Raw genomic sequence first — 13,323 nt, 5'->3', positions numbered from 1 at the left:
ACCATCCGCAGACGCAGGGCAAGCTGGAACGTTTTCACCGCAGCCTGAAGGCCGAAGTGCTGCAGGGCCGGTGGTTCACGGACGGCAGCCAGTTACAGCAGGTGTTCGATGACTGGCGCGCGGTCTATAACCTGGAGCGTCCGCACGAAGCGCTGGACATGGCGGTTCCGGCATCACGCTATCAGCCGTCATCAAGGCAGTACAACGGGGCGGTGCAGGCCCCGGAATACGATGAAGGGGTGCAGGTGAGGAAGGTGGATGTGAGCGGGAAGCTGAGCATAAAAGGGGTGAGCCTGAGCGCGGGGAAAGCATTCAGGGGCGAGTATGTGGGCCTGCGGGAAACGGCAGAGGACGGGTGTTATGAGGTGTGGTGGTACAGCACGAAAGTGGGGATGATCGACCTGAAAAAGAGGTCGATCATCATGGGTAAAGGGTGTTAAAAAGTGTTCACCATGTCTCCGAACACCTGTCTGCCATGTCTCCGGACCGTACATCATTTCAGATGAGAGCCTGTACGAAAGTACGGGCTTTTTTCTTTTATAATCTCCCATACCAGGGGGGATGAGAACACCCGACCGGGGGGCGACAACCGGCGCCAGCCGGGTGGACAGATGACGAGCCTGCGAGGAAGCTGCCCGCAGGGCGAGCGAAGCGAGTCAATCCCCCCCTCACCGCCATCATTTCAGATGAGAGCCTGTACGAAAGTACGGGCTTTTTTCTTTTATAGTCTCCCATACCAGGGGGGATGAGAACTCCATGAAAGTATAAATACCAGCAATCTGCCTTTATTTCCCCTCACACCTGTGATCGGTTCCGTGCGCACTGTTAGCCGGTAGCCCGAATAAGCGCCAGCGCATCCGGGGGAAATTAGACAATCGGGCCTGATACCACAAGGCGAATCTGCGCATTGCCAGCCATCATCTCCCTGCCGTTGCTCACACCTTAAGCGAACAATCATCAATACCGAAAATATGCTTGACCGTTTTAGCGCAACTCCCTATAGTAGCGCCCCGTTGCCCCCCAGTGGTGTGGCAGCAAAACAATGTGGTGAGGTGTCCGAGTGGCTGAAGGAGCACGCCTGGAAAGTGTGTATACGGCAACGTATCGGGGGTTCGAATCCCCCCCTCACCGCCATCATTTCAGATGAGAGCCTGTACGAAAGTACGGGCTTTTTTCTTTTATAACCTCCCATACCAGGGGGGATGAGAACCACCGACCGGGGGTCGACAACCGGCGCCAGCCGGGTGGACAGATGACGAGCCTGCGAGGAAGCTGCCCGCAGGGCGAGCGAAGCGAGTCAATCCCCCCCCCTCACCGCCATCATTTCAGATGAGAGCCTGTACGAAAGTACGGGCTTTTTTCTTTTATAACCTCCCATACCAGGGGGGATGAGAACCACCGACCGGGGGTCGACAACCGGCGCCAGCCGGGTGGACAGATGACGAGCCTGCGAGGAAGCTGCCCGCAGGGCGAGCGAAGCGAGTCAATCCCCCCCTCACCGCCATCATTTCAGATAAGAGCCTGTACGAAAGTACGGGCTTTTTTCTTTTATAATCTCCCATACCAGGGGGGATGAGAACCCCCGACCGGGGGTCGACAACCGGCGTCAGCCGGGTGGACAGATGACGAGCCTGCGAGGAAGCTGCCCGCAGGGCGAGCGAAGCGAGTCAATCCCCCCCTCACCGCCATCATTTCAGATAAGAGCCTGTACGAAAGTACGGGCTTTTTTCTTTTATAGTCTCCCATACCAGGGGAGATGAGAACTCCCGACCGGGGTCGACAACCGGCGCCAGCCGGGTGGACAGATGACGAGCCTGCGAGGAAGCCGCCCTTTCCAGCGCTTAACTCTCCGGAAATTGATGGCAATGCGAATGCTGAATCCACAGAACTCCAGCGGCTCCTCTGAATCTTCGCAAGCAACTAAAACTCAGCAGCATATCGTTGCCCATTTTTAGTGAGTTGATGTCGTCAGCTATGGACGCTTTCCTCTGGCCGCCAAACTGCGGCCAGAGGACACACCTCAGGCAACAATAGACGACAGAAAAGTGAAAACTGTTACTGTTATCGGGGATCAGAAAACGTGAATGGCTACGCGGTCAGGGGAAAACCACCTTAGGTCGCATCTTCGGAATGGAGAGTATAAAAACAAAAAAACCACCCGGAGGTGGTTTCACGACACTGCTTATTGCTTTGATTATTCTTATCTTTCCCATGGTACCCGGGGCGGGACTTGAACCCGCACAGCGCGAACGCCGAGGGATTTTAAATCCCTTGTGTCTACCGATTCCACCACCCGGGCTCGGGAAGAAATTGGAGGCGCGTTCCGGAGTCGAACCGGACTAGACGGATTTGCAATCCGCTACATAACCGCTTTGCTAACGCGCCAGATTCTTCAGGCCTTTCGACCAGCACCCGCAATATGCCGATGCTTGTAAACTGGAGCGGGAAACGAGACTCGAACTCGCGACCCCGACCTTGGCAAGGTCGTGCTCTACCAACTGAGCTATTCCCGCAATATCAAGTTTTGTTCTAATCACTTGATTTTGTTATCTTCTGGCGAGCTACGCTGCCGTCTGATGCGATGCATTCTACTTACCTGACGCACTGAGTCAACGATATTTTTCAAAACCCGGATCGTTTGCTGAAAATTAACGCGAAACGATCACTGTTCAAGCAAATCTCCGCGTGCCGCGTTCAGATATTGCAACATCGACCACAATGTCAGTACCGCAGCGACCAGGAACAGACCAATCCCCGCCCACTCTACCCACTCGTTTGGACGCCACAGCATCCAGACCAGTGCGGTCATCTGCGCGGTCGTTTTCACTTTACCGATCCAGGAGACGGCAACACTGTTGCGTTTCCCTAGTTCTGCCATCCATTCACGCAGGGCCGAAATAATGATCTCGCGGGCAATCATGGTAGCCGCCGGCAACGTCACCCACCAGGTATGGTAATGCTCTGCTACCAGCACCATTGCGATTGCGACCATCACTTTGTCCGCCACCGGGTCCAGGAATGCGCCAAAGCGCGTGCTCTGGTTCCAGCGACGCGCAAGGAAGCCGTCAAACCAGTCGGTTACGGCGGCAACCAGAAAAATCAGCGCGCATGCGAACGAAGCCCATTGAAAAGGCAGGTAAAATGCCAAAACAAAAAACGGGATAAGAATGACGCGAAACAGGGTAAGCAACGTAGGGATATTAAATCGCATAATGACGGTAACTATCTGTTGTCAGTAAATTTTGACCCTATGTTGCTACAGAGCCCTTAATGTTTCAACGAGTAGTAGATCTTTTCTGCCAGACCTTGCGAGATGCCCGGCACTTTTGCAATTTCTTCAATGCTCGCATTCAGCAAACCCTGCAGACCACCCATGTATTTTAACAGCATCTGGCGACGTTTTGGACCAACGCCTTCGATGGTTTCCAGCGTACTGGTATTCTTCACCTTTGCCCGCTTTTTACGGTGGCCGCTGATGGCATGATCGTGTGACTCGTCGCGAATATGCTGAATCACATGTAACGCAGGGGAATCTGGCGGTAGGTTAAACCCTTCGCCTTCCGGTTCAAAGAACAAGGTCTCAAGCCCTGCCTTACGGTCTGTTCCTTTCGCTACGCCCAACAGCAACGGATGATGTTTATCCCACGGGACGTCGAGTTCGGCAAACACCGTTTTGGCCTGCCCTAACTGCCCTTTCCCGCCATCAATCAGAATAACATCCGGAATTTTGTTCTCTTCAATCGCTTTGCCGTAACGACGACGCAGCACCTGATTCATGGCGGCGTAATCATCACCAGGCGTGATACCCGTAATGTTATATCGACGGTATTCCGCACGTAGCGGCCCGTTGGCATCAAACACCACACAGGACGCAACCGTCTGCTCGCCCATCGTATGGCTAATATCGAAACACTCCATACGCTTCACTTCTGGCAATTTGAGCAAGGTCGCCAGCGCGGTCAGGCGTTGGTGGACGGTCGACTGCTGCGACAATTTCGTACTGAGCGCCGTCGCGGCGTTCGTACGTGCCAGCTTCAGGTAACGCGCCCGATCGCCGCGCGGTTTGGTCTGCACGTTAACTTTGCGTCCGGCAAGCTCGGACAACGAATCCGCCAGCAGCGTTTTGTCATTGAGGTTGAAATCAAGCAGGATCTCACCTGGCAGCGTGCGCATCTGGCTTCCCTGCAGGTAGAACTGCCCGACAAAGGTTTCCACCACCTCGCCAAGTTCAGTGCCATTCGGCACTTTCGGGAAATAACTCCGGCTACCCAGCACCTTGCCCTGACGAATAAAGAGCACATGCACGCAGGCCATGCCAGCATCGAACGCCACGCCGATCACATCCAGATCGTCCCCGGTATTGGAGACAAACTGTTTTTCGGTGACCCGGCGTACGGCCTGAATTTGATCGCGAATACGCGCCGCCTCTTCAAATTCCAGCGCCTGGCTGGCTTTTTCCATCCGGGCAATCAGTTTCGTGAGCACCTGATCATCTTTACCGGCAAGGAACAGCCGCACATAGTCCACCTGCTGTGCGTACTCCTCTTCGCTCACCAGCCCCGCCACGCAGGGGCCAAGACAGCGGCCAATCTGGTATTGCAGACACGGACGCGAGCGGTTGCGATAGACGCTATTTTCGCACTGGCGGACCGGGAATATTTTCTGCAAGAGCGCCAGGGTTTCCCGCACAGCGTAACCATTAGGAAACGGGCCAAAGTACTCCCCTTTAGCGTGCTTCGCACCACGATGCATCGCCAGGCGCGGGTGGGTATCGCCGCTCAGGAAAATAAAAGGATAGGATTTATCATCGCGCAACAGCACGTTGTAGCGCGGCTGATAAAGCTTGATGTAGTTGTGTTCCAGCAATAACGCTTCCGTCTCGGTATGGGTTACCGTGACGTCAATCTGCTGGATCTGTGCAACCAGCGCTTCTGTCTTTCGCGAGGCGAGATTGCTGCGAAAATAACTGGAGAGGCGCTTTTTAAGATCTTTTGCTTTGCCTACATAGATAACTGTGCCGCCGGTGTCATACATTCGGTAGACACCCGGCTTGCTGGTCACTGTCTTGAGAAAGGCTTTTGAATCGAAAACTTCATTCACTGACTTGCTAACGTCTCCGCATTGCACAGACCATGGCGAATCGCCAGGTGAGTCAGCTCCACGTCACCATGAATGTTCAATTTACTGAACATGCGGTAACGATAGCTGTTCACCGTTTTGGGGCTGAGATTCAGTTGCTCAGAGATCTCATTGACCTTCTGACCTTTAGTAATCATCAGCATAATCTGCAATTCGCGTTCAGACAAACTCTCGAACGGTGAGTCGGTTTTTTCCGGTTCAATCTGGCTGAGAGCCATCTGCTGAGCAATGTCGGACGCAATGTATCGCTGCCCGGAATGAACGGAGCGAATCGCATTGACGACTTCCTGCGGGGCAGCGCCTTTGCTGAGATAACCTGACGCGCCAGCTTGCATTACTTTCGCCGGAAGCGGGTTTTCTGTGTGAATGGTAAGCATGATGACTTTGGTGTCGATATTAGCGCGCGCAATCTTGCGTGTGGCTTCAAGGCCACCGATGCCCGGCATGTTCATGTCCATCAACACAACGTCGACGGAATGCGCCCGGCACCATTTTACGGCATCCTCGCCGCAACAAACTTCGCCAGAAATTTTTATGCCTTTAATATCTTCGAGAATGCGTCGTATCCCTGCGCGCACCAGTTCGTGGTCATCAACAAGAAGTACGTTGATCAATGGAATATCTCCAGAAAAGGGATGACGCTGCTGCAAGCTAATTCTTCACATACTAACGGTTTTTGCTGCGTTAATGAAAGTTAAAAAATGCCACTCATTCGATTTCGGTCTCGTTTTTGGAAATTAACCTGTACATTTTGTGGAAACTTTCACACCCCGCGCCATATCAGGTTTGCATGTTTAAAAGTACTTTTCGGAAAGCTGCCTGAACGCACAGTTTTATTCTGATGGGGAATTTAAAGCGGCACTTTGTAACAATAATTAACCGTCATTCTACCTCTATTAAACATATATTTTGCCTACACTATTCAAAATTAAATATATGGCTAATGTTTAATTTAATAAACCAGACAGCGGGTACGTGCAAAAAACAACCACTGCTATTTTTCCCCTGGCTTGTGGTATACTCCGCCGCTTTGACATTCACCGTCACGCTAAGCACGGTAACTTAACGAGGTAAATAAATGAGCACACCTGATTTTTCCACTGCTGATAATAACCAGGAACTGGCTCAGGAAGTCTCATGCCTGAAAATGATGATCACGCTGATGTTGCAGGCTATGGGACAGGCCGATGCAGGTCGCGTCATCCTTAAAATGGAAAAACAGATCGCAGCGCTGGAAGATGAAACCCAGGCGGCGGTGTTCACCAACACGGTGAAGCAGATCAAACAGGCTTATCGCCAGTAAGTGAATCCGGCTGGCAGCCTACAAAAGCTGGCAGCCGGTATACGTCTGGCACGCAGAACGAAGGTTCAGGTCAGATAATTCCCGTCGCAGCCGCATAACAGGCAATCTGCGTTTTATTCGGTGCGTTGAATTTTTTCTGCATGTTCTTCTGGTGAAAATTCACCGTATTCTCAGATATGGACAAAATCATAGCGATTTCGGCCGATGTCTTCCCTTCCGCTGTCCATTTCAGAATTTCTTTCTCGCGCTTACTGAATTTCATTTCTGGCGCAATGACCATATTGTCACCCAGCCGGGAAAGCGTGATCAGGCTTTGCTGAATCAGCGTTTGCAGGCGCAACTCAATCTCTTCATCATGCTGTGGATGATGGAGAATACTTGTGCGGGACACGGACAAGAATCCCATTGCGTGGTTTGGCAGCATCAAACACTGCGTAATCCCTTTGCGTAATCCAAAATCCCGCGCACCATTCCATAATTCCGGCGTCTCGTGAAATAATTTGTCATTCCACGGCAAATGCCCGTGCAGGAAATTCTCTGGTTTGAGTACCGGGTCGACAGCGAAATAATTTTCGGACTGATAATGCGCCATCCAGGCATCCGGATACGTGGTGTGTACATTGATTTTCGGGCGCGTAAACGGCACCGGATGTCGGACACACAGTGCAAAAAAATCAAATTCAAGCAGCTGCGTTTGCTGCTCTAATGTTGAATATACATCTTCCTTGTCCGTTATCTCCTGAAAACGTAGCAGCATCTCCCTGCGCCACGAGAAAAAGTCATTATCCTGCATACTGACCGATATCACCCCTGACAATAATAATCATTATTATGGATACATTAAATTAACACATAAATCTTTTTTATAAGTGTGAAATATCGGTATCAGCGAAAATCAGTAAAAATTTTCGCAGGCTATGGCGAGCAGATAAGGCAGAAGACACTGTTTTTTGTGGGAAAACGCGACGGCAAAGTGTGGTCAAATATCTTTATTGGCAATGCATATGATTAAAAGCACATAAATAAATTTAGCTTAAGTTAGCATTAATCACCGATTCGGAAAGCGAGTTGCTGCCGAATCGGTGAATCCTTACTGCATCAGGAATTTTTCCAGAAACTGCTGTGTGCGTGGCTGCTGCGGATTGGCGAATAGCGACTTTGCAGCGCCCTGTTCGACAATGCGTCCCTGGTCCATAAAGATGGCCCGGTCCGCCACATCGCGCGCAAAGCTCATTTCATGGGTGACAATCACCATCGTCCTTTTTTCCTGCGCCAGTTGCCTGATGGTATTGAGCACCTCCCCTACCAGTTCAGGATCCAACGCCGAGGTCGGTTCATCGAACAGAATGACATCCGGGCGCATTGCCAGCGCGCGCGCAATCGCCACACGCTGCTGTTGTCCGCCGGATAAACGCCGCGGATAGCTGGTCTCTTTACCACTTAACCCGACTTTAGCCAGCAACTCTCGTGCCCGTGCTGTCGCTTCCTCTTTCGGTTCGCCTTTCACAATGACCGGGCCTTCAATAATGTTTTCCAGCACCGTACGATGCGGGAAGAGATTGAAGTTCTGGAACACAAAGCCTACATGCTGGCGCAACTGGCGAATCAAATTTTTCTGTTGTCCTATCGGTTTTGCCGTATCGATGGTTATGTCACCCACCCGAATCGTACCGCTTTCAGGCTGCTCCAGGAGATTGATACTGCGCAATAGCGTGGTTTTACCGGATCCGCTGGGCCCAATGATAGCCACCACTTCCCCTTGCGCCACGTCCAGATCGATGCCGTGCAGCACCGTCTGACCGTGGAATTGTTTCACCAGGTTTTTCACTTCGATGGCACTCATTTCGGATCGCGCTCCTGCCGGTTCAACTGGTTTTCAAAATAGTTCTGCAACGCAGAGAGTACCGTCGCCATAACCCAGTAAATGAGCGAAGCGGCCAGATACATTGTGAACACTTCCAGCGTACGTGAGGTGATCAGTTGCGCCTGACGGAACAGTTCCGGCACCTGAATCGTCGCCGCCAGCGAGGTATCTTTCACCAGGCTGATAAAGCTGTTAGAGAGCGGCGGCAATGCCACACGCGCAGCCTGTGGCAATATTGCGCGCCGTAACGTTTGCCAGGGTGTCATCCCGATACTGGCGGCGGCTTCCCACTGCCCTTTATCGATAGACGAGATAGCCGCACGCAAGGTTTCCGAGGCGTAAGCGGCGGTATTGAGCGACAGACCGATCATCGCCGCCGGGATCGGGTCCAGCTCTATGCCAAATTGCGGCAGCCCGTAGTAGATCATAAAAAGCTGGGCGATGAGCGGCGTACCGCGAAAAATCGAGATATAGATGCGCGCCAGCCAGCGCACAGGGAGCAGCGGGGAGAGGCGCATTAACGCCAGCACAAACCCCAGCAGCAAGCCAAAGAACATGCCGCCGATGCTCAGTTGCAGCGTAAATACCGCCCCTTTAAGCAGGTACGGCGCAGAGTCGATCACCAGTTGTAGACTTTCTTGCATTATGGTTGTTCTGCCCGGCAATTAAACATGTGGGTGATAGGCAAACAGCGCCGGAGCGCCACCGGTGTGGACAAACAAAATCGGGCCGTCATCTTTAAAACGCTTTTGCTCAATCCCATCAAGCAGCCCTGCCATCGCCTTGCCGGTATAGACAGGATCGAGAAGAATACCTTCCAGGCGCGCAAGCAGTTTAACCGCCTCCATGCCTTCGTCATTCGGCTGACCGTATCCCGGCGCAAAATAGTCATCCCAGAGGGTAATCTCTGCGCTGGCCTTCACCTCCAGCAGTTGCGCGATTTCCTGTTGCAGGGTCACTACTTTGGGTTTTTGCTCGGCCACACTGCGCGATACCGTCACGCCGATTAACTCGACATCCGGGAGCAGTTGTTCCAGACCAATCGCCAGCCCGGCATGCGTTCCGGCGCTGCCCGACGCCACCACGACCGAAGAGAGCCCCACGGCGCCTTCACACTGTTGGGCAATTTCTAACGCACTTTCGACATAACCCAGCGCCCCTAATGCGTTTGAGCCACCAACCGGAATCACGTAAGGGCGAAAACCCTGCGCTTCAATACGTGTTGCCAGCTCATCCAGTTGGCGTTTGGGATCGGTCAGCGCGTCGCACATTTCGATTTGCGTATTAAACAGGTCCAGCAACAGGCGGTTACCGTTGGTCAGATAGTTTTCCGCGGTCGTGCCAATAGGATTTTCCAGCAGCGCCACGCAGTGCAGCCCCAGCTTTGCCGCCACCGCCGCCGTCTGGCGCACGTGGTTAGACTGAATAGCCCCTGCGGTAATCAGTGTGTCAGCCCCTTCGCGCAGCGCGTCAGCGGCGAGGAACTCCAGCTTACGCAGCTTGTTACCTCCCATCGCCATCGGGGTAACATCATCGCGCTTAATAAAGATGTCACGACCGACGAAATCAGAAAAGCGCGGCAGGTATTCAAGCGGCGTCGGTGCGCCGATAAATTCCAGGCGGGGAAAACGGGTGAGATTTTGCAAGGACATCGATCCTCCGGTAGCGAGATAGGAATGGCTTTTATTATGCACGTATACCGCGCGTAAATAAAAAAGGCGCTGAAGGTAGCGCCTTTTTTATTATGGAGAGATTACTTCGTTACATCAGCGCCGAACCATTTTTCCGATAGCGCTTTCAGCGTGCCGTCTTTCTGCATGTCGGCAATCGCGGCATCAATGGCTTTCAGCAAGTCTTCGTTACCTTTGCGCAATGCGATACCGGATTCCTGACGAGAGAAAGCATCACCCGCAACGGCCAGCGTATTGTTGGTTTTTTTCACCAAATCGAGGGCGGCCAGGCGGTCCACCAGAATGGCGTCAATGCGGCCTACGCGCAGATCCTGGTATTTGGTCGGGTCATCATCGTAGGTGCGGATATCCACGCCCTGCACGTTGGCACGCAGCCACTCTTCATAGTTAGTACCCAGACCCACACCCACTTTTTTGCCTTTCAGATCGGCAGCGGATTTGATGCTTCCTTCATTGCCTTTTTTCACCAGCGCCTGAATTCCGGAGACGGTGTAGGGGGTGGAGAAATCATATTTTTTCTTACGTTCGTCAGAGATGGTGACCTGGTTAATCACCACATCAATACGTTTTGAATCCAGCGACGCCAGCATGCCATCCCACTTGGTGGGTTTCAGGTCCGCTTTCACGCCCAAATGTTTCGCCAGCGCATCGGCAAACTCCACTTCAAACCCGGTGAGCTTGCCATCATCCCCCTGGAAACTGAACGGCGGATAAGTGCCTTCCAGTCCAACCAGCAAGGTGCCACGCTCTTTAACTTTATTCAGTAGATTTTCAGCGGCGAACGTTTTGACGCTCATCCCCGCAACCAGCGCGACAGCCATAACTCCCATCAGCGCCTGACGACCCAAAAGTGCAAGTTTCATAGTGACTCCGACCAGAAAATGAAGAGCGTAACGCACGGTACCTGAATCATTTTCAGGCACCTGTGCGTCACATTTTATTCATTTTTAATATATATCAGATCGAGCACCGACAGCGATCTTTTGCACAACGTTAAAGCGTGCTTGTGCTTTAAATTGTGCGTACTTACGCAACGCGATACGGTAATTATTGGTACTGGTGGTAGGTAACCAGGGCTCCAGATTCTCATCAGGATACCCTTCGTCAAGCAGGTCACGGGAGATATTAAGCTCACTCAAATGATTTCCGAGGCGGCGAAGACGAACAACGTATTCACGCACCGTGCCATGGCTCATTTCAGTGTGATCGAACAGGAATTGTTTAAATCCAATGATATCGAAGAAATCACTTTGCTCTTTGCAATGCAGGTCCCCGCAGAATCGGCAGAGTGCCACCCATTCTTTTTGTTCCTGCTGCCAGGCTGCCTCATCCAGAAGCATATCCAGGCGTGATATTGCAATTTTGTTCACAATTTCGCCTCGACGCACCAGGGTGATGCGGTCGAGTAATTTGTGACAATGTGCGCAATGCGTTTGGCTGTGTTTAAAGTCTTTTAAATAGCGGCTTAGTGGCCGTCTTTTAGGTTGCTGCACCGTCATGATAACTCCTGGTTGTCAATGCGTTGTGCGGCATTTTTCAGGGGCGATCCAGTACAGATAGTCTCACCAACCTATAACTTACCCAGCTTTGTACGTAAGCGCTTAATAGCCTGACTATGCAATTGGCTAACCCGAGACTCTCCGACGTCAAGAACAGCGCCAATCTCTTTGAGATTAAGCTCTTCCTGATAATAAAGCGTCAGAACCAGTTGTTCGCGCTCCGGTAAGGATTCAATGGCTTCCATTACACGGTGACGCAAATTACTTTCCATTAACTGGAATAACGGGTTTTCCTGTTGATGATCGTCAGTCACCACTTCGATACTGTCACCATGCTCTTCTCGCCATTCGTCATAGGAAAAAAGCTGGCTATTATTGGTATCAAGCAGCATCTGACGGTATTCTTCAACCGGAACACCGAGGCGTTGTGCAACTTCTGTTTCGGTCGCATTACGTCCCAGCTCTTGCTCAAGTTGCCCCATAGCCTGTGCTACTTCGCGAGCGTTACGCCGGACACTGCGCGGTACCCAATCACGGCTGCGCAATTCATCCAGCATAGCCCCACGAATGCGCTGCACTGCGTAAGTGGTAAATGCCGTTCCTTGCAGAGCGTCGTATCGGTCCACTGCATTCAGTAACCCGATCCCGCCCGCCTGTAGCAGATCGTCCAGTTCCACACTCGCCGGCAAACGCACCTGCAGGCGCAATGCTTCGTGACGCACCAGAGGTACATAACGCTGCCACAGCGAGTGTTTATCCATTACACCTTCAGCGGTATAGAGTGAATTCACGATAAACAGCCCTGCGTTAGTTTGAGTTATCGGCATGATTATCCGATTCTGTAGCACTTTTAATCGGATGAATAGTGGGTGAAATGGGGGGTTATTTGCAGGGTTGTGTATCAGAGTTCATCTCATACTGTAAATGTACACTCCCATCCGCCCGGGCGCCGCATGATCAATGTTTTAATTTCACCTGCTGGAACAGAAATCGATCGTGAGATTTTGCTATCGCTCCGTTATCAAAAAGCGGTAAAGCTATTTCTTGCAGGCTCCAGTTGTGACAACCATGCCCAGGATAATAATGGGGGGCCTATATTGTCAGACGCCGTGAAAGCGCTCTGGCGACAGGCCTACCGGGCGTTAAATCTATTATACGACATCCCGTTTTTCTTTCCTGCGCATAGCGTAAATCAAGTCGCCGTCGCGTGGTATCTGGCTGAAAAATCAACAAAAAAAGCACTCCATCATAGCCACCGTGACTCACATTTGTATTATAAATTCCGCCACCGGGTTAATACCCCGGATAACCTTTTCTCGCCTGCTAATGATAACGTCGTGGAAGTGACTGAATATTGGCAGCTATTTATTAAGCCAAACGGTAAAAAGTATAAGTGTCGTGCGCTGACAATTAATGACAAGCGGACTCCAGAAATACAATTAAGCGCCAGGAAGGGTTTGCCGGTTCGAACCAACCGCTGCGGTTATGAATATCGGGTTGGTGATTTTGCTCATGAAAAATATGGTGATATTTTTTGTCAGCCTCCTTTTCAAAAAGGTATTCACGGCGGATTATCGCTTTATCCGCCTTTTATCTATGAACATCACAAAATGCCTGTTACCGTTATGCGCACTCCGACCGCTAAAGGTCAGCGCGTAAAACGGCAACGCAGAGATTTTTTTGGCAGAGCCAACCATTTAAGCCGCAATGATAAGATATTGCGGTGCATCGACCATACAAACGTCATCCAAAAGAGTGGCATTTATGAACGATCCGGAAGGCTTTCAACAACAGGTATTTATACCTTGATGTCATTATGACAGACCT

Annotated in this window: 13 protein-coding genes and 4 tRNA genes; 4 read left to right on the top strand and 13 right to left on the bottom strand. The window is 51.5% G+C overall.

What is annotated here, in order from left to right; genetic code table 11:
- Together ABU190_RS03680 and ABU190_RS03675 are read left to right on the top strand one after the other, a co-directional pair.
- Positions 1-440: integrase core domain-containing protein (locus tag ABU190_RS03680; protein ID WP_354690410.1), on the top strand; the 440-nt coding region annotated here is incomplete at its 5' end.
- A gap of 606 nt (positions 441-1,046) precedes the next feature.
- Positions 1,047-1,134: transfer RNA gene (locus ABU190_RS03675), tRNA-Ser, on the top strand.
- A 1,078-nt stretch (positions 1,135-2,212) separates the two neighbouring features.
- Here ABU190_RS03675 and ABU190_RS03670 read toward each other — a convergent pair.
- From ABU190_RS03670 to uvrY, 6 genes are all read right to left on the bottom strand, one after another.
- Positions 2,213-2,299: transfer RNA gene (locus tag ABU190_RS03670), tRNA-Leu, on the bottom strand.
- A gap of 12 nt (positions 2,300-2,311) precedes the next feature.
- Positions 2,312-2,385, bottom strand: a tRNA-Cys gene (locus ABU190_RS03665).
- A gap of 52 nt (positions 2,386-2,437) precedes the next feature.
- Positions 2,438-2,513: transfer RNA gene (locus ABU190_RS03660), tRNA-Gly, on the bottom strand.
- A 149-nt stretch (positions 2,514-2,662) separates the two neighbouring features.
- Entirely contained in the window at positions 2,663-3,211 is a 549-nt protein-coding gene (gene pgsA / locus ABU190_RS03655) for a CDP-diacylglycerol--glycerol-3-phosphate 3-phosphatidyltransferase (RefSeq protein WP_041851800.1), read from the bottom strand.
- 56 nt (positions 3,212-3,267) lie between these two features.
- The gene (uvrC, locus tag ABU190_RS03650) at positions 3,268-5,100 is read right to left on the bottom strand and encodes an excinuclease ABC subunit UvrC (RefSeq protein WP_354690409.1); all 1,833 of its coding nucleotides are present in this window, start codon (positions 5,098-5,100) and stop codon (positions 3,268-3,270) included.
- Positions 5,097-5,753, bottom strand: a complete 657-nt coding sequence (gene uvrY / locus ABU190_RS03645; RefSeq protein WP_041851802.1) for a UvrY/SirA/GacA family response regulator transcription factor — start codon at positions 5,751-5,753, stop codon at positions 5,097-5,099. The genes uvrC and uvrY overlap by 4 nt, the downstream gene beginning before the upstream one ends.
- A gap of 464 nt (positions 5,754-6,217) precedes the next feature.
- On the opposite strand from uvrY, the gene ABU190_RS03640 reads away from it, so the two are divergent.
- Positions 6,218-6,442: a DUF2594 family protein gene (locus ABU190_RS03640; protein WP_071196383.1), complete on the top strand. Its 225-nt coding sequence runs from the start codon at positions 6,218-6,220 to the stop codon at positions 6,440-6,442.
- Between the two features lie 70 nt (positions 6,443-6,512).
- Here the strand turns inward: ABU190_RS03640 and sdiA are convergent, their stop codons facing one another.
- From sdiA to ABU190_RS03605, 7 genes are all read right to left on the bottom strand, one after another.
- Positions 6,513-7,235: a transcriptional regulator SdiA gene (gene sdiA, locus ABU190_RS03635; protein ID WP_354690408.1), complete on the bottom strand. Its 723-nt coding sequence runs from the start codon at positions 7,233-7,235 to the stop codon at positions 6,513-6,515.
- Between the two features lie 297 nt (positions 7,236-7,532).
- Complete coding sequence (gene tcyN, locus ABU190_RS03630; RefSeq protein ID WP_079496411.1) at positions 7,533-8,285, bottom strand: L-cystine ABC transporter ATP-binding protein TcyN; 753 nt, start codon at positions 8,283-8,285, stop codon at positions 7,533-7,535.
- Complete coding sequence (gene tcyL / locus ABU190_RS03625; RefSeq protein WP_041851806.1) at positions 8,282-8,950, bottom strand: cystine ABC transporter permease; 669 nt, start codon at positions 8,948-8,950, stop codon at positions 8,282-8,284. The genes tcyN and tcyL overlap by 4 nt, the downstream gene beginning before the upstream one ends.
- A 21-nt stretch (positions 8,951-8,971) precedes the next feature.
- Positions 8,972-9,958, bottom strand: coding sequence for a D-cysteine desulfhydrase (dcyD, locus tag ABU190_RS03620; RefSeq protein WP_354690407.1), 987 nt, complete (start codon positions 9,956-9,958; stop codon positions 8,972-8,974).
- Between the two features lie 101 nt (positions 9,959-10,059).
- Complete coding sequence (tcyJ, locus tag ABU190_RS03615) at positions 10,060-10,860, bottom strand: cystine ABC transporter substrate-binding protein (protein ID WP_041851808.1); 801 nt, start codon at positions 10,858-10,860, stop codon at positions 10,060-10,062.
- Between the two features lie 84 nt (positions 10,861-10,944).
- Positions 10,945-11,496 carry a flagella biosynthesis regulatory protein FliZ gene (gene fliZ / locus ABU190_RS03610; protein ID WP_296431255.1) on the bottom strand — a complete coding sequence of 184 codons (552 nt, stop codon included), beginning with the start codon at positions 11,494-11,496 and terminating at the stop codon, positions 10,945-10,947.
- Positions 11,497-11,567: 71 nt separating this feature from the next.
- Complete coding sequence (locus ABU190_RS03605; RefSeq protein ID WP_041852034.1) at positions 11,568-12,287, bottom strand: RNA polymerase sigma factor FliA; 720 nt, start codon at positions 12,285-12,287, stop codon at positions 11,568-11,570.
- Between the two features lie 162 nt (positions 12,288-12,449).
- Between ABU190_RS03605 and ABU190_RS03600 the strand changes: the two genes are divergently transcribed.
- On the top strand, positions 12,450-13,316 hold the full coding sequence (locus ABU190_RS03600) for a hypothetical protein (protein WP_354690406.1): 867 nt from the start codon (positions 12,450-12,452) through the stop codon (positions 13,314-13,316).
- Positions 13,317-13,323: the final 7 nt, after the last annotated feature.

Source organism: Phytobacter sp. RSE-02 (genome assembly GCF_040578655.1).
GTDB classification, from domain to species: Bacteria; Pseudomonadota; Gammaproteobacteria; order Enterobacterales; family Enterobacteriaceae; genus Phytobacter; species Phytobacter diazotrophicus.
This window is presented reverse-complemented; position numbering and strand designations above follow the sequence as displayed.